At 67.4% G+C, this 15,773-nt stretch carries 16 protein-coding genes and 1 riboswitch; of the genes, 5 read left to right on the forward strand and 11 right to left on the reverse strand.

Going from position 1 to position 15,773, the window contains the following annotated elements; translation table 11 throughout:
• Nucleotides 1-63: 63 nt before the first annotated feature.
• On the forward strand, nucleotides 64-2,502 hold the full coding sequence (locus tag AC2D9V_RS01250) for a heavy metal translocating P-type ATPase (protein WP_484712216.1): 2,439 nt from the start codon (nucleotides 64-66) through the stop codon (nucleotides 2,500-2,502).
• Nucleotides 2,499-2,894 (forward strand): Cu(I)-responsive transcriptional regulator, encoded by a 396-nt coding sequence (cueR, locus tag AC2D9V_RS01255; protein WP_484712217.1) that lies wholly within the window; start codon nucleotides 2,499-2,501, stop codon nucleotides 2,892-2,894. The genes AC2D9V_RS01250 and cueR overlap by 4 nt, the downstream gene beginning before the upstream one ends.
• Before the next feature lie 79 nt (nucleotides 2,895-2,973).
• On the opposite strand, the gene trmB is transcribed toward cueR, so the two are convergent.
• The 9 genes from trmB to miaB form a co-directional block, all read right to left on the reverse strand.
• Nucleotides 2,974-3,660, reverse strand: a complete 687-nt coding sequence (gene trmB / locus AC2D9V_RS01260; RefSeq protein WP_484712218.1) for a tRNA (guanine(46)-N(7))-methyltransferase TrmB — start codon at nucleotides 3,658-3,660, stop codon at nucleotides 2,974-2,976.
• 132 nt (nucleotides 3,661-3,792) lie between these two features.
• Complete coding sequence (gene metK, locus AC2D9V_RS01265) at nucleotides 3,793-4,959, reverse strand: methionine adenosyltransferase (RefSeq protein ID WP_484712219.1); 1,167 nt, start codon at nucleotides 4,957-4,959, stop codon at nucleotides 3,793-3,795.
• A 7-nt stretch (nucleotides 4,960-4,966) separates the two neighbouring features.
• Nucleotides 4,967-5,016: riboswitch (SAM-SAH riboswitch) on the reverse strand.
• 31 nt (nucleotides 5,017-5,047) lie between these two features.
• On the reverse strand, nucleotides 5,048-6,526 hold the full coding sequence (gene lnt, locus AC2D9V_RS01270; protein WP_484712220.1) for an apolipoprotein N-acyltransferase: 1,479 nt from the start codon (nucleotides 6,524-6,526) through the stop codon (nucleotides 5,048-5,050).
• A gap of 3 nt (nucleotides 6,527-6,529) precedes the next feature.
• Nucleotides 6,530-7,447 carry a transporter associated domain-containing protein gene (locus AC2D9V_RS01275; protein WP_484712221.1) on the reverse strand — a complete coding sequence of 306 codons (918 nt, stop codon included), beginning with the start codon at nucleotides 7,445-7,447 and terminating at the stop codon, nucleotides 6,530-6,532.
• A 41-nt stretch (nucleotides 7,448-7,488) separates the two neighbouring features.
• On the reverse strand, nucleotides 7,489-7,989 hold the full coding sequence (gene ybeY / locus AC2D9V_RS01280; RefSeq protein WP_484712222.1) for an rRNA maturation RNase YbeY: 501 nt from the start codon (nucleotides 7,987-7,989) through the stop codon (nucleotides 7,489-7,491).
• Between the two features lie 173 nt (nucleotides 7,990-8,162).
• A complete protein-coding gene (locus AC2D9V_RS01285; protein WP_484712223.1) occupies nucleotides 8,163-9,167 on the reverse strand; it encodes a PhoH family protein in 1,005 nt (334 codons plus the stop codon).
• A gap of 187 nt (nucleotides 9,168-9,354) precedes the next feature.
• Nucleotides 9,355-9,759: a hypothetical protein gene (locus tag AC2D9V_RS01290; protein WP_484712224.1), complete on the reverse strand. Its 405-nt coding sequence runs from the start codon at nucleotides 9,757-9,759 to the stop codon at nucleotides 9,355-9,357.
• 25 nt (nucleotides 9,760-9,784) lie between these two features.
• Nucleotides 9,785-10,363 carry an OmpA family protein gene (locus AC2D9V_RS01295; RefSeq protein ID WP_484712225.1) on the reverse strand — a complete coding sequence of 193 codons (579 nt, stop codon included), beginning with the start codon at nucleotides 10,361-10,363 and terminating at the stop codon, nucleotides 9,785-9,787.
• Nucleotides 10,364-10,538: 175 nt separating this feature from the next.
• On the reverse strand, nucleotides 10,539-11,858 hold the full coding sequence (gene miaB, locus AC2D9V_RS01300) for a tRNA (N6-isopentenyl adenosine(37)-C2)-methylthiotransferase MiaB (RefSeq protein ID WP_484712226.1): 1,320 nt from the start codon (nucleotides 11,856-11,858) through the stop codon (nucleotides 10,539-10,541).
• 137 nt (nucleotides 11,859-11,995) lie between these two features.
• On the opposite strand from miaB, the gene AC2D9V_RS01305 reads away from it, so the two are divergent.
• Nucleotides 11,996-12,865, forward strand: a complete 870-nt coding sequence (locus AC2D9V_RS01305; protein ID WP_484712227.1) for a hypothetical protein — start codon at nucleotides 11,996-11,998, stop codon at nucleotides 12,863-12,865.
• A 25-nt stretch (nucleotides 12,866-12,890) separates the two neighbouring features.
• Here AC2D9V_RS01305 and irrA read toward each other — a convergent pair whose 3' ends face one another.
• Nucleotides 12,891-13,319 (reverse strand): iron response transcriptional regulator IrrA, encoded by a 429-nt coding sequence (gene irrA, locus AC2D9V_RS01310; RefSeq protein WP_484712228.1) that lies wholly within the window; start codon nucleotides 13,317-13,319, stop codon nucleotides 12,891-12,893.
• Nucleotides 13,320-13,373: 54 nt separating this feature from the next.
• On the reverse strand, nucleotides 13,374-14,624 hold the full coding sequence (locus AC2D9V_RS01315) for an MFS transporter (RefSeq protein WP_484712229.1): 1,251 nt from the start codon (nucleotides 14,622-14,624) through the stop codon (nucleotides 13,374-13,376).
• 92 nt (nucleotides 14,625-14,716) lie between these two features.
• Here AC2D9V_RS01315 and fabA point away from each other — a divergent pair, with 92 nt between their 5' ends.
• Together fabA and AC2D9V_RS01325 are read left to right on the forward strand one after the other, a co-directional pair.
• Nucleotides 14,717-15,226 carry a bifunctional 3-hydroxydecanoyl-ACP dehydratase/trans-2-decenoyl-ACP isomerase gene (gene fabA / locus AC2D9V_RS01320; RefSeq protein WP_484712230.1) on the forward strand — a complete coding sequence of 170 codons (510 nt, stop codon included), beginning with the start codon at nucleotides 14,717-14,719 and terminating at the stop codon, nucleotides 15,224-15,226.
• 5 nt (nucleotides 15,227-15,231) lie between these two features.
• The gene (locus AC2D9V_RS01325) at nucleotides 15,232-15,687 is read left to right on the forward strand and encodes a GNAT family N-acetyltransferase (RefSeq protein WP_484712231.1); all 456 of its coding nucleotides are present in this window, start codon (nucleotides 15,232-15,234) and stop codon (nucleotides 15,685-15,687) included.
• The last annotated feature ends 86 nt before the right edge of the window (nucleotides 15,688-15,773 follow it).

A 15,773-nucleotide genomic window follows, 5' to 3' on the forward strand; every position in this document is an offset into this window, starting at 1 on the left:
CCTTGACCTTCCCATCATGGGAAGCCTTATCTAGGGCAGGTCCCAAGGTCGGGAGGACCTGCCATGACCCAGCATCAGACCATTCACCTGCCCGTCGAGGGCATGACCTGTGCGTCCTGCGCGGCGCGGGTCGAACGTGCGATCAAGGCGGTACCCGGGGTGACCGGGGCGGCGGTGAACGTGGCGACCTCGCAGGCCGAGGTCGAAGGCACGGCAGGCGTCGCAGCGGTGGTCGCGGCGGTGGAAGGGGCCGGATACTCCGTGCCGGCCCGCAGCACGGGACTTTCCATCATCGGCATGACCTGCGCCTCTTGTGTGGCGCGCGTCGAGCGGGCGCTGAAGGCGGTGCCGGGCGTGTCCGAAGCGCGGGTGAACCTTGCGACCGAGACGGCCGAGGTCGTGGGCGTGGCAGAGGCGGAGGCCCTTGTCGCCGCGGTCAAGGGAGCGGGCTACGAGGCGCGGCTGGCGGTGTGGGGGCCGGACGCCCCGGCCGATGACGCCAAGTCCCGGGCCGAAGCCGAGGAGGCAAGGCTGAAGCGCGATCTTCTGCTTGCCGCGGCGCTGACGTTGCCGGTCTTCGTGCTGGAAATGGGCGGGCACTTGGTGCCGGCGATTCATCACTGGGTCCACGCGACCATCGGCCAGGGCACAAGCTGGCTGCTTCAGTTCGTGCTGACCACGATCGTCCTTGCTTTCCCCGGACGGCGGTTCTTTGCGCGTGGGCTGCCGAACCTTTTCAAGGGCGCGCCCGACATGTTCAGCCTTGTTGCGCTCGGCGCAGGGGCGGCCTGGGCCTATTCGACGCTGGCGACCTTCTTGCCCGCGCTCCTCCCGCCTGGCACGATCGCCGTCTACTTCGAGGCGGCGGCGGTGATCGTGACGCTGATCCTTCTGGGCCGGCTGCTGGAAGCGCGGGCGAAGGGGCGGTCGTCGCAGGCGATCCGGCGGTTGGTGGAGTTGCAGCCGGCCGTGGCCCATGTCCGGCGGGATGGCGGGTCCGTCGACGTGGCCGTAGCCGAAGTGCGGCCGGGGGACATCCTGGACCTTCGGCCGGGTGAACGGGTGCCGGTCGATGGCCGTGTGGTCGAAGGGCAAAGCTGGGTCGACGAGGCGATGGTGACGGGCGAGCCGGTGCCGGTGGCGAAGGGTCCGGGCGATACGGTGATCGGCGGCACGGTGAACCAGGCCGGGGCGCTAACGATGCAGGCGGTGGCGGTGGGTGCGGATACGATGCTATCGCGCATCATCCGCATGGTCGAGGCGGCGCAGGGCGGGAAACTCCCGATTCAGGCGCTGGTCGACAAGGTGACGCTCTGGTTCGTCCCGGCGGTGATCGCGGCGGCGCTGGCGACCTTTGTCCTCTGGCTGCTTCTCGGCCCTGCCCCGGCGCTGCCGATGGCGCTGGTCAATGCGGTCGCGGTTCTGATCATCGCCTGCCCCTGCGCGATGGGGCTGGCGACGCCAGTCTCGATCCTTGTCGGCACCGGGCGGGGGGCGGAACTGGGTATCCTCTTCCGCAAGGGTGAGGCATTGCAGGCGCTGGAGGGGGTGGAGGTCGTGGCCTTCGACAAGACCGGCACGCTGACAGAAGGCAAGCCGCGCCTGCTGGCGTTTCACGTGGCGGCGGGCGAGACGCGCGAGGGCCTGTTGCCGCTGATCGCGGCGGTCGAGGCGGCGTCGGAACATCCCGTCGCCCGCGCCATCGTGGCGGCGGCTGAGGGGATGGGCTTGCCCGTTGCGGAAGGGTTCCGCGCCAGCCCCGGGCATGGGGTCTCGGCCCGGGTGGCGGGCGAGGAGATCGTGGTCGGTGCGGCGCGAGAGATGACAGCACGGCGGATCGACATTTCCGCTTTCGCGGGAAAGGCGGCGGAGCTTGCCGACCGGGGCGAAAGCCCGGTCTATGCCGCGAAAGGCGGGCGGGCGGTGGCGCTGATCTCGGTCGCCGATGCGGTGAAGGCGGAAACGCCGGGGGCCATCGCGGCCTTGAAGGCGCGGGGCCTGCGGCTGGCGATGATCACCGGCGACGATGCCCGGACGGCAGGGGCCATCGCGCGCGACCTCGGGATCGACGAGGTCGTGGCCGAGGTCACGCCCGAGGGCAAGGTCAAGGCGCTGCATGACCTGAAGGCGAAGGGACGTCTCGCCTTTGCCGGCGACGGGATCAACGACGCGCCCGCGCTGGCCGAGGCGGATGTGGGCATCGCCATGGGCACCGGCACCGAGGTCGCGATCGAGGCGGCGGATGTGGTGCTGGTGGGCGGGCGCCTCCCCGCGCTGGACCAGGCGATCGGGCTTTCGCGCGCGACGATGCGGAACATCCGTCAGAACCTCTTCTGGGCCTTTGCCTACAATGCCGCGCTGATCCCGGTGGCGGCGGGCATCCTCTACCCGGCCTTCGGCATCCTACTCTCTCCTGTCCTTGCAGCGGGGGCGATGGCCTTGTCCTCGGTCTTTGTCCTGACCAATGCCCTGCGGCTGAAACGCTATGGAGCCACAGCATGAACATCGGCGAAGCAGCGGAGGCCTCGGGCGTCTCGGCCAAGATGATCCGCTACTACGAGGCGACGGGCCTGATCCCCGCCGCAGGGCGCACGCGGTCGGGCTACCGTACCTATGGCCCGAAGGAGGTGCAGACGCTGCGCTTCATCCGCCGGGCGCGCGACCTTGGCTTTCCGATGGAGAAGGTGGCCGAGCTGCTGGCGCTGTGGCAGGACCGGTCGCGGGCAAGTGCGGATGTGAAGCATCTGGCGGAAGTTCAGGTCGCAGCACTGGAGGCGCGGATCGCCGAGATGCAGGCGATGCAGGCCACCCTGCGCCACCTTGTCCACGCCTGCGCGGGGGATGATCGGCCTGATTGTCCGATCCTTGAGGACCTGGGGGGCAAGGCGGGGTAACGGGGCGCTCATCCCTTCCCTCCGGTCGGTCTTCGCGGTCGGCCCGGCGATGAGCGACCGACGGGGAGCGAAGAGAGGCTCAGGTGCGCCGGAAAGTCAGGTAGTGCGGCTGGCGGCCTTCGCGGAGGGCCTTCTGTTCATAGCGGGTGGAAAGCCAGTCCTCCCACGCCCCGCCCTGCCCCGCCTGATGGACAAGCGTGAACCCGGCAGGGGGCACCTCCTCCAAGGTCTGGCGGACATAGTCGGGAATGTCTGTCGCCACGCGGAACTCCGCCCCCGGGATCATAGCGCGGGCGAGCGGGTTCAGATATTCGGGTGTCACGAACCGGCGGCGGTGGTGGCGCGCCTTGGGCCAGGGGTCGGGGTAGTTGAGGAACACCTTCGAGAGGCAGGCGTCGGGCAGGACATCGAAGAGGTCCCGCACGTCGCCGGGGTGAAGCCAGAGGTTCCGGACCCCCGCCCCGCGGATCTTGCCAAGGAGCATCGCAATGCCGTTCACGAAGGGCTCGGCCCCGATGAGGGTGACGCCAGGGTTCGCGGCGGCCATGTGGACCAGATGCTCGCCGCCGCCGAAGCCGACCTCGAGCCAGAGGGGACCCTTCACGAAGCCGAGGTCGAGCGGCGTCCGGGCGGGGTTATCCTCGCGCGTCACGCCGCGCAGGGTCAGAGGACCAAGGTCCCGATCCAGATACTCCTTCTGGCTGGCACGCAGCGTCTTGCCGCGGATGCGGCCATAGAAGTTGCGGCGTTCGCCGACATCCGTCATGTGAAAAGGCCCCGAAGCTGATCCGGGGCCTTCAAGCAGAGCGGGGCCGAAGGGTCAAGGGAAGCCCGGAGCCCAACGTGGCGACGCCGTCCGAGGGTCTCGATGCCCCGAGGGCGGCCCCCCGGAAAAAGGTCAGACGGCCTTCTTCAGCGCCTCGACAAGGTCGGTCCGTTCCCAGGAGAAGCCGCCATCCGCATCCGGCGCGCGGCCGAAGTGGCCGTAGGCGCTGGTGCGGGCGTAGATCGGCTTGTTCAGGTCAAGATGCGTGCGGATACCGCGCGGGGTCAGGTCCATCACCTCGGCCACGGCCTTCTCGATCCGGGCGGCCTCGACCTGGCCGGTGCCGTGGGTGTCGACGTAGATCGACAGGGGCTTGGCGACGCCGATGGCATAGCTCACCTGAAGTGTGCAGCGTTCGGCCAGCCCGGCTGCGACCACGTTCTTCGCCAGATACCGCGCGGCATAGGCCGCCGAGCGGTCGACCTTCGTCGGATCCTTGCCCGAGAACGCGCCGCCGCCGTGCGGGGCGGCCCCGCCATAGGTGTCGACGATGATCTTGCGCCCCGTCAGGCCCGCGTCGCCGTCCGGTCCGCCGATCACGAAGGTCCCGGTCGGATTGACGTGCCATTCAGTCTTCCGGGTGATCCAGCCGTCGGGCAGCACCTCGCGGATATAGGGCTCCACGATCTTGCGGATGACCTTCGAGGTCTGGCGCTTCGAGGTGTGCTGGGTCGAAAGGACGATCGAGGTCACCTCGACGGGTTTGCCGTTGGCATAGCGCAGGGTGAGCTGGCTTTTGGCGTCCGGCCCCAGCGTCGGCTCGGCGCCGGATTTCCGCGCCTCGGTCAGGCGGCGGAGGATCGCATGGGCATACTGGATGGGCGCCGGCATGAATTCGGGCGTCTCGAGCGTGGCGTAGCCGAACATGATGCCCTGGTCGCCCGCGCCGTCACGGTCCACGCCCTGCGCGATATGCGCCGACTGTTCGTGGATGTAGTTGTGAACCTTGATCTTTTCCCAGTGGAACTTCTTCTGCTCGTACCCGATGTCGCGCACGCAGTCGCGGACGATGCCGTCGATCCGGGCCATCATGCCATGGGTGGCGTCCTTCGAGGACAGGCCCACCTCACCGCCGACGACCACCCGGTTCGTGGTGGCAAAGGTCTCGCAGGCGACGCGGGCGTTCGGCTCTTCCTTCAGGAAGGCATCAAGGACGGCATCGGAAATCCGGTCGCACACCTTGTCGGGGTGCCCCTCGGAAACGGATTCCGAGGTGAAGACGTAATCAAGGCGGCTCATGGGGAAGTGCTCCATTCGGTTGATCCCCGCCACGTCAGGAAGCCGTTGTGGCGGTTCCATTTGCGCTTAGCTGCCGGCAACCCTGCCGTCAATGGGCGGCCACGCGTGGACGGCGCAAGGCAAGGAGGGCGAGGCCGGCAAGCATCAGCATGACGGGCAGATCGCCCGTCCGGGAATGGGGCGTCAGCGGGAGGGCCGCGGGAAGTGTGGTGTCAAGCACCCCGACCTCGCCAAAGGGCAATTCCTGCCGGATCCGGCCCCGGGCGTCGATCACGGCGGTAACGCCGGTATTGGCAACCCGGATCAGCGGCAGCCCCTGTTCCACCGCGCGAAGGCGCGCCTGGTCAAGGTGCTGGAACGGACCGGTGCGGATGCCGAACCAGGCGTCGTTGGTGATCTGCAGCATCCAGTCGGCCCGTTCCGGGGCGGCGTTCACAAGGCGGGGAAAGACTGCCTCGTAGCAGATGAGCGGCAGGACCCGGCCGAGGGGGCCAAGGTCGAGGACCCTGGGCCCCGGCCCCGCCGAATAGGTGGACCCGGCCTGTGCGGCAAAGGCAGAGATCCCGAACCAGCGATAGGCAAGGTCGCCGAACGGCACGTATTCGCCGAAGGGCACCAGATGGTGCTTGTCGTAGCGCGCCATTTCCTCGCCCGTCCCGGTCAGGACGCGCAGGCTGTTGAAGAAAAGCGCCCCCTCTTCGCGCTGGATGCCAGTGGCGACCGGGCGGCCCTGCGAGGCCTCGGTGATCATCCCCGCCACCGAAGGCGCGTATTCCAGCATGTAGGGCACCGCCGTTTCCGGCCAGATCGTCAGGTCGGCGCCCGCACCTTCGGCGGTCAGGGCGAGAAGGCGGTCAAGATGGCTGCGCGCCAGCGTCTCGTCCCATTTCAGCGATTGGGCGGCATTGGGCTGGACAAGGCGGAGTGTGGCCGCGCCGTCGGCGGGCAAGGGCTGGGCAAGACGCCAGGTGCCGAAGCCGACGGCAGCGGTCAGCACCGCGGCCGAAAGCGCAAGGCCGCGCCAGCGAAGGGCGACTGGCAGTGCGGCGGCCAGAAGGGTCAGGAGGGTGAGCCCCGACGGTCCGAGCAGGGCGGCAAGCTGGTCAGCGGGCGAACCGATCCAGACATGCCCGGCCATCGCCCAGGGAAAGCCGGTCAGGATCACACCACGCAGCCATTCGAGCGCGGTGAAGGCTACCACGAAAGCCAGCGCCGGGCGCGGGAAGCGCAGGGCGAGGGCCGCCGCTGCGGCCCAGAAGAGGGCGAGGCCCGAGGAGAGAAGGACAACCGCGAAGGGGGCCATCCAGCCGTGGCGGGCAACATCGATCAGGAAGGGTTCGATGATCCAGGAAAGGGCAAGGGCGAAATGCCCGGTGCCAGCGGCAACCCCGATCCAGAAGGCAGCGCGCGCAGACCCGGCTTGGCTGACCAGCCAGATCAGTCCCGCCAGCGCCAGAAGTGTCACGCCGTACAGGTGCCAGGGTGCCTGGCCCAGCGCCGCAGCCACCCCGAGAAGGGCCGCCGCGACCAGACGGCGCCAGCCCGTCAGCCAGGCATCAGGACCCATGCCTCAGGCCGCGTCCGTCTTTGCCGGAGGCGGAGCCGTGCCTTGCGCCGACGGCAGCCGCACCCGCAGCCGCTTGATCCGGCGCGGGTCGGCATCGACGATCTCGAACTGGACGCCGCTTTCGTGCGGGATCACCTCGCCCCGCGCAGGCACCCGGCCCGAGCGGAGGAAGACAAGCCCCCCCAGCGTGTCGATCTCTTCGTCCTCTTCCCCGGCGCGGAGGGCAAGGCCAAGTGCGGCCTCGATCTCTTCCAATGGCGCGGTGGACTGGGCAAGGATCACGCCGGGCCGTTCCTCGACCCAGAGGGCACCCTCGTCCTCGTCATGCTCATCCTCGATCTCGCCGATCACGGTCTCGATCAGGTCCTCGATGGTCACAAGGCCGTCGACCCCGCCGTATTCGTCGATCACCAGCGCCATGTGGGCGCGGTCCTTCTGCATCTTCTGCAGCAGGACCCCGGTCGGCATCGACGGGGGCGCGTAAAGGATCGGGCGCAGAAGCCGCTTCAGGCTGAACCGCCCGGTAGCCCCGAAGCCGTGCTGAAGGGCCAAGTCCTTCAGAAGCACCAGCCCCTGCGGATGGTCAAGCGTGCCCTTGTAGACCGGCAGGCGGGAAAAGCCGTGCTGGCGGAAGACCTCGACCAGCTCGTCCTTGCCGATGTCCAGCGGCACGGCCACGATCTCGGCCTTGGGGATCGCCACGTCATCCACACGCATGCGGCGCAGCGCGCCAAGACCTGCGGCGGTGCTGGCCGAAGGGGCGGCTTGCGGGGCACTGTCGCCAGCGCTGTCCGAGGTGGGAGTAAAGGCGGAAAGCAGCCGACCGAAGAAGCCCTTCTGGCCCTGGTCGGAAGTCGTGTCATCGGCCAAGTCCTGCAGCGCGCCCTGCGCCGCGGCTGACCCGTCGGTGCTACTGCCCATCGGTCCTTTTTCCAGAACGTACCCGTCCTGCGGGTACCGCCTCAGTATGGGTCAGAAAGCCCGAGCGTTGCAAGTATCCGCACCTCAAGCGCCTCCATACAAGCGGCATCCGCCTCATCGATGTGGTCGAAGCCCAGCAGATGCAGCACGCCATGGACGACAAGGTGGGTCACGTGGTCCTGCATCGGCTTGGCCGCGGCCTCGGCCTCACGGGCGCAGGTCTCCCAGGCGATGGCGATGTCGCCAAGGGATTCGGGGTCGTCCGCCGCGCCCGGTTCGGGCAGGTCGGGCATGCCGCCCGGGGTCTCGGCCGCCCGCTCTTCCGAGGGCCAGCTCAGCACGTTTGTGGGCTGGGGCTTGCCGCGGAAATCTGCATTGAGCGCGGCGATGCGGGCATCGTCGCAGCCCATCAGGCTGACCATGAACCCCTCGACCGGAATCTCAAGCGCCGCCAGCGTGGCGCGGCTGGCGCGTTCGGCGAGGGCGGGAAGGCCGAAAGCCTCCCAGCGCGCATCCTCGATCAGGGTCTCGACCAGCTCCATCCGCCTCCCCTATCGTGGCCCTGGCGAGAGGTCAAACCGCCCCTTTGGCTTTCCTTTCTGTCAACATATCCCGGGGAGCTCGAGGAGCAGCGCCCCTCGTCAGCCGAGGAGGAGGCGAAGGCCGACAACGAGAGGAAAGGCTTGCGCGCCAGCGCTCCGCTTCCTTCGCCCGGTCAGCCGGCGCTTTCGTCGGCTTCGTAGGCCTGGATGATCCGCGCGACCAGGGGGTGGCGCACCACGTCCTGCGAGGTGAAGTAGTTGAAGCTGACGCCCTTTACCCCTTTCAGGATCCGCTCGGCCTCGGCCAGGCCCGAGGCGGTGCCGCGCGGCAGGTCCACCTGCGTGCGGTCGCCGGTGATGACCATGCGGCTCCCCTCGCCCAGGCGCGTCAGGAACATCTTCATCTGCATGGCGGTCGCGTTCTGCGCCTCGTCCAGGACGACGAAGGCGTTCGACAGCGTCCGACCGCGCATGAAGGCCAGCGGCGCGATCTCGATCCGCTTTTCCTGCATCAGCTTTTCCACCTGCTTCGACGGCAGGAAATCGTTCAGCGCGTCGTAGAGCGGCTGCATGTAAGGATCGACCTTTTCCTTCATGTCGCCGGGCAGGAAGCCGAGCCTTTCGCCCGCCTCGACCGCCGGACGGGAAAGGATGATCTTCTCGACCGCGCCGGAGATGAACATCGTCACCCCGACCGCGACGGCGAGATAGGTCTTCCCCGTCCCCGCCGGGCCGATGCCGAAGCCAAGTTCGTTCTGGAAGAGGTTCGCCACATAGGCCTTCTGCGCCTCGGTCCGGGGTTCGATTGGCTTTTTCCGGGTGCGGATCTCCATCCCGGTCTGGAAGAGTTCCCCCTGGTCGATGCCTTCCGCCTCACCCACCGGGCGGCCCATCCGCATCGCCCCGTCGATATCGCCTGCCGCGACGCCCCGGCCTGATTCCAACCGGGCGTAAAGCGACCGGAGCACCGCTGCCGCCTGTTCCCGCGCACCCTTTTCGCCGATCACCGCAAGACGGTTGCCCCGTCTCAGGATATGCACCCCCATCTGGTGTTCGACCTGAGCGAGGTTGCGGTCAAATTCGCCGCAAAGGTCGATCAGAAGCCGGTTGTCGGGGAATTCAAGGACAGTCTCGATGATATCCTCGGCGGTCGGGGGGGTCAGCGCGCTGATGCCCAAGCGGGCGCTCCTTCTTGTCAGGGCCACGGGGAAAGTCTGCCCCTGCCTACGTGATCTGGCAAGCGAAACCCGCTGCCACCACAAAGTCTTGTGCGGAAAGATGCAGGTTTCGTGACAGCCAAGGCCTTGCCGCAAAGAAAAAGGGCTCCGGCAATCGCCGAAGCCCGGGTGCCCGCGTCAAGAACGCCTAGTTCGCGCTTGGGTTCCCGCGCGGGCCCGACACGCGGTCGGGGAAGGGCGCGTTGGAAGATTCGTAGGGACCAAGCACCGTTCCGGGCGGATAGCGCCCGTCACAGACCGGCAGCCCGGTTTTCGGATCAAAGCGCGCGGTGGCATAGCCTTCGATCCCGTCGTCGATGATCCAGACCTGGCAGCCGTCGGGATCATAGGCGATGCCCGCCTGTCCGTCGACGAGATTGCGGTTGTCGACGCCCTGGTCCTCGCCAACGGCAATGACCGAGTCGGGGCCGGAATAGGGCTGGGTGCCTTCAAAGCCGAAGCCTTCGGTATAGGCACCGCAGCCCGAAAGACCTGCGACCAGGATCAGCATCAGGGTCGGCCGCACCGAAGCAGCGGCAGTGAAGCGGGGCATGTGAGGTCCTGCAAGCATCATCACCTCACCCCTTCTTGCACAGGACTTCGACACGGCGGTTCTTCGCCATGCCTGCGGCGGTCGCGTTCGAGGCGACTGGCTGGCTTTCGCCGAAGCCGGTCTCGCTGTCCACCACTGCACCCACCGAGCGCGCGACATCGGCCACCGCCTTGGCCCGGGCTTCGGACAGGGTCTGGTTGTAGGCGTCCGACCCCCGGCTGTCGGTATGGCCTGCCACCGTGTAGGAAAAGGCGTCGGACGTGGTGAAGAAGGTTTCAAGCTTTGCGCGGCCTTCGGCGCTGAGCATGGCGCTTGCCGTATCGAAATAGGCGTCGGTGCTTTCGGTCAGGCAGCTTGACTGCTTCAGGCAGACCGGCTTGCCGGTTTTCGGGTCGCGGCGCGCCACCATATAGCCTTCAGTGCCGCCATCGGCCCACCAGTGCTGGCAGCCATCGGGATCGACCCAAATGCCCCAGTCGATCTTGCCGGTGACCGACCGGCCCTGAAGATCGGCCTCCTGCGCCGAAGCGGCCGCGCCGAGGGCAATCAAAAAACCCCCGCACAGCAGAACCAGCCCGCGCCGGACCATGCCCGAATTCGCCATGAACCCCTGTCTCCCCGTCTCTGCAGGCGCGCGCGACTCACACCACCTGTCGTTGCCTGCAATAGAACGACCGCAGGGTTTAGGGAAAGTCCGAAGGTTCCGTCGGGGCAGAATCTCGTGGATAACTGGCTCGACGGCGCGGAACTTGAGCGTTCGCGCAACAATCGCGGCGCCTTCAGCCGATCCGCGACAGCAGTTCGCCCGCCAGCGAGTTGGTTGAAGACGCGCGGATTCGCACCCGCACCAGTTGACCAACCTCGCCCTCGGCATCAGCGACATGGACAGCGTGCAGATGATCGGACTTACCGACCATCTGGCCCGGCATGCGACCGGCCTTTTCGTAAAGGACGGTCACCTCGCGCCCGACCATCGCCTCTTGTGCGGCGCGTTGCTGGGCGGTGATCAGCGCCTGCAGGTCTTGCAGCCGGGCATCGGCGATCTCGGCCGGGACCGGGTTCTTCTCGGCCGCCGGGGTGCCGGGGCGGGCCGAGTAGCGGAAGGTAAATGCCGCGCCGTAACCGACCGCCCGGATCAGGTCGAGCGTCGCGCGGAAATCGGCATCCGTCTCGCCCGGAAAGCCGACGATGAAGTCCGAGCTGAGAAGGATATCCGGTCGCGCGGCACGGATGCGCTCAACAAGGCGCAGGTAGGCCTCGGCGGTGTGCTTGCGGTTCATCGCTTTCAGCACGCGGTCCGACCCGGATTGCACCGGCAGGTGAAGGTAGGGCATCAGAGCAGGTAGATCGCCATGGGCGGCGATCAGGTCGTCCTCCATGTCGTTCGGGTGGCTGGTGGTATAGCGCAGCCGCGCAAGGCCCTCGATCTTCGCCATCTCGCGCAGAAGCCGCGCCAGTCCCCAGACGCCATCCGGACCTTCGCCGTGATAGGCGTTGACGTTCTGGCCCAGAAGCGTGATCTCGCGCACCCCTTGGGCGACCAGCGACCGGGCCTCGTCCAGAAGCCGCGTGACGGGCCGGCTGACCTCGGCGCCCCGGGTATAGGGCACCACGCAGAAGGCGCAGAACTTGTCGCAGCCTTCCTGCACCGTGAGGAAGGCCGTCGGTCCGCGCGAGGCCTTTCGGCCGGGAAGACGCGAGAACTTGTCCTCGACCGGGAAGTCGGTATCGACCTGCCGCCCGCCCGCCGCCACCATTGCGGGCAGCCGGTGATAGGCCTGCGGACCGACGACCAGATCGACGATCGGCGCGCGGCGCAGGATTTCTTCCCCTTCGGCCTGGGCAACGCAGCCCGCGACGCCGACCTTGAGGTCAGGCTTTGCGGCCTTCAGTTTCCGCAGCCGGCCAAGGTCGGAATAAAGCTTCTCTGACGCCTTTTCGCGGATGTGGCAGGTGTTCAGAAGCACCATGTCCGCCTCATCCGCGACCTCGGTCGTGACATAGCCTTCCGCGCCCAGCGCCTCGGCCATGCGCTCGCTGTCGTAGACGTTCATCTGGCAGCCGTAGGTCTTGACGAAGAGCTTCTTCGGGTCGGGCATGGACGGGTCTCCGGGATGCGCCGCTTCTAGCGCAGGGCCACCCGTCCCGCAACCGATCCCTCCCCCCACCGCAGCCCGGCCTTGCATCCCGCCGCGGGATCGCGGACCAATGCAGCCAAGACCCGGACCGGACCCCGATGCGCCACGCCTCACTTGATGCCCTGCTTGACCGGAAGGCCGCCGCTTTGCGCAAGGGTCCCGTGGCCATCGTCATGGCCGAGGATGCGGTCGAGGTGGACAGCACCCTTGCCCATCTGCTCTCCGCCGGGTTTCGCGACATCGTGCTGCTGGCCCCGAAGGGACTGGAGGTCGCGCCGGACCATGAGGATGCGGTCGAGATCGCCGTTCACGACGTCTTTGCCGAAGATGCCCTGCCGCATGCCGTGAACAGGATGATGGACCGGATCGCGGGGGCCTGGGTGCACTGCTGCTATAACGCGGAATACCTGTTCTATCCGTTCAGTGAGACCCGCAGCGTCCGCGAGCTTCTGGCCTTCCATGCCGAGGAACGCCGCGCGGCGATGCTGACCTATGTGATCGACCTTTACGCCGGGGACCTTCAGGCCCGGCCCGATGCGGTGTCGCTGACCGATGCCTGGCTGGACCGGTCGAACTACTATGCACTGGCGCGCAAGGACCCGGCCCGGAACTGGGAACCGAAAGAGCGCCAGATCGAGGTCTATGGCGGCCTGCGCTGGAGGTTCGAGGAACATGTGCCCTGGACCCGCCGCCGGATCGACCGCATCTCGATCTTCCGGGCCGAGGCCGGTCTGCGCATGGCACCGGATTTCACGCTGAGCGAGGACGAGCTCAACACCTATGCCTGCCCCTGGCACCACAACCTGACGGCGGCAGTCTGTTCCTTCCGGACGGCCAAGGCGCTGCGGACGAACCCTGGATCACGTGATGCGATCCCGACCTTCCGCTGGCCGAACTCGGTCCCGTTCCAGTGGAAGAGCCAGCAGTTGATGGACTTGGGGATGATGGAACCGGGGCAGTGGTTCTGACCCGGTGAATGGTTAAGCCAAGCGGTCAGGCCTTGCGCAGGCGGATCACGACCTCGACCCGTGCGACTTCCATGCCGGCGGGCGCCTTCGGCAGCGCGGCGATCTCAAGCTCGTCCGCCGGGGCATCGGTCAGGGTGTGGCTGTCTTCCCAGTAGAAATGCGGGTGGTCGTCGGTGCGGGTATCGAAATAGCTCTTCGATCCGTCGACCACGACCTCGTTCATCAGCCCGGCGTCGCAGAAGGCGCGGAGCGTGTTGTAGACGGTCGCAAGGCTGACCTTCTCGCCCGAAGAAGAAGAGAGCGCGTAAAGACTTTCGGCGGTGACATGGCGGTTCTTGCCGTCGCCGACCAGAAGCTCGGCCAGGGCAAGCCGCTGACGTGTCGGCCGCAATCCGGCCGAGGCCAGCCATGCCGTGCTGCGCTGTGTCTGCCCTGGGTCTGTCGCCTTGGTCATCGTGGTTCCTGTCTGTCCCGTCATATAAAGGACAAATCGGCCCGGTTTCAAACCCTATCCGCGTCCCTTCACCTGATCGAGACCACGTTGCAGCGGTCGCTGGGCCAGAAGGGCCAGCAAAAGCATCAGCCCGCCCGCCGCCCAGATCGGCACCGTCAGCGCCTGTGGACGCCCGACAAGGCCCTCGGCCAGCCCGATCAACCAGCCCGAAAGGCCGATCCCCAGCGGGATCATGCCCCAGGCCAGAAGCCGGTAAAGGCTGTTCACCCGCCCGCGCAATTCGTCCGGGATCAGCCGCTGGCGCAGGCTGACCGAGACGATGTTCCAGGTGATCCCCGACATCTCGAAGACGACGAAGGCAGCGGCGAGCCACCAGCCGTTCGGCGCCAGCGGCACAAGGATCAGCATGATGGCGCTGAGGATCAGGGTTAGGCGCATGGTGCGGCCCGTCCCCAGCCGTGCGGCGATCCGGTCGCCGGTCAGCCCGGCCACTGCCCCACCGACGGCAAAGGCGGTGAGGACAAATCCATACTCCTGCGCGGAAAGTCCCAGGTTCTCCTGCGCATGAAGGACAAGGGCGAAGAGCGTCGCCTCGAAGCAGAGGTTCCACAGGCCGGTCACCACCGCCAGCAACAGCAGAAGCGGCTGGCCCCAGAGATAGCGCCAGGCCGTGGCCAGGGCCGCACGCCAGCGCGCCTCGGACGGCGGGCCGGGGTGGAAATCGCCCCTGATCCGCGCCATCAGGATCGCGGCCAGCGCATAGGCCAGGGCGTTGAAGGCAAAGGGCATCGCCAGGGCCACGCCCAGAAGGAAGGCCCCGAAGGCCGGGCCGACCATCTGGTTCGCCAGCGCCTCGGTCGTCCAGAGCCGCCCGTTCGCGCGTTCCAGCCCGGCATCCGGGACGATCGCGGGCAGCAGCGTCTGCGCCGCATTGTCGCGGAAGACTTCGGCGATCCCGACGGTCACGGCGCAAAGGCAAAGGGCGATGAAGAGGGGAACCGAGCTGACCCCCTCCATCGGTGCCGGGCCAGCCTCGCCCCGAAGGGTCAGCGCGGCGGCTGCCGCAAGGAAGGCCAGTGCCCGCACCGCGTCCATCGCGATCACCAGTTGGCGCCGGTCCACACGGTCGGCCACGATCCCGGCCGGAATGGCAAAGATCGCCCAGGGCAGCCGCAAGGCGACGGGGACCAGCGCAATCAGGCCTGCGTCGCGGGTCAGCGTGCTTGCCACCCAGACCCAGGCCAGCGTCGCGATCCCGTCACCCAGGTTGGCCAACCCGCTTGCCGCCAGAAACCGCCGGAACATGCCGCAACCCTTCCCGTCAGGACCGCCAGCCTTGCCACGCTTTGCCCGCGGATGCTAGGGAGGGTTAAGAGGATTGCAGGGGACTACTAGGTATGGCGTCTTATCCCACCAGTTTCGACAAGGAGGCGCTGCTGGCCTGTTCCAGGGGCGAGCTTTTCGGCCCCGGCAATGCCCAGCTTCCCGCCCCGCCGATGCTGATGATGGACCGGATCACCGACATCTCGGAGGACCGGGGCGAGCATGGCAAAGGCCATGTCGTGGCCGAGTTCGACATCACCCCGGACCTTTGGTTCTTCGAATGCCACTTCCCCGGCAACCCGATCATGCCGGGCTGCCTTGGCCTTGACGGGCTCTGGCAGCTCACCGGCTTCAACCTCGGCTGGCGCGGCTGGCAGGGGCGCGGCTATGCGCTTGGCGTCGGCGAGGTGAAGCTGACCGGAATGGTCCGGCCGGACCGCAAGAAGCTTACCTACTACGTCGATTTCACCAAGGCCCTGCAGACCCGCCGCCTGACCATGGGCGTGGCCGACGGCCGGGTCGAGGCGGATGGCGAGACGATCTACCTTGTCAAGGACATGAAGGTCGCGCTGAGCGAGGCGTGATCCCGATGACCACGTCCACATTCCGCATCCGCCCCGTCCAGCCGGGCGACCGTGCCGGGTGGGAAGTCCTTTACCAGGGCTATGCTGCGTTCTACCGGGTCGACCAGACGCCGGCGATGCGCGACAAGGTCTGGGGCTGGCTGCATGATCCGGCGCATTCGACCGAAGGGCTGGTGGCCGAGGCAGGCGATGGTCGCCTCATAGGGCTCGCCCATTTCCGTCCCTTCGCGCGGCCCCTGTCGGCGACGACCGGCGGGTTCCTGGATGACCTCTTCGTCGCACCCGAGGCGCGGGGCTCTGGTGCCGCCGAGGCGCTGCTCGCGGAACTGAAGGCCATCGCAGGACAGCGCGGATGGTCGGTAGTCCGCTGGATCACCGCCGAGGACAACGCTCGCGCCCGTGCGCTTTACGACCGGGTTGCCGCGAAAACCGGGTGGGTGACCTACGATCTGAAACCTTAGCGTCCGGCCCAGCAGGCGACCGTGCCCCAACTGCCTTGCCCCCCTTCCCCCTCTCCCGTAAACAGTTCCCCAGGTACCAAGGGAGG

It is taken from the genome of Tabrizicola sp. T46 (assembly GCF_057219895.1).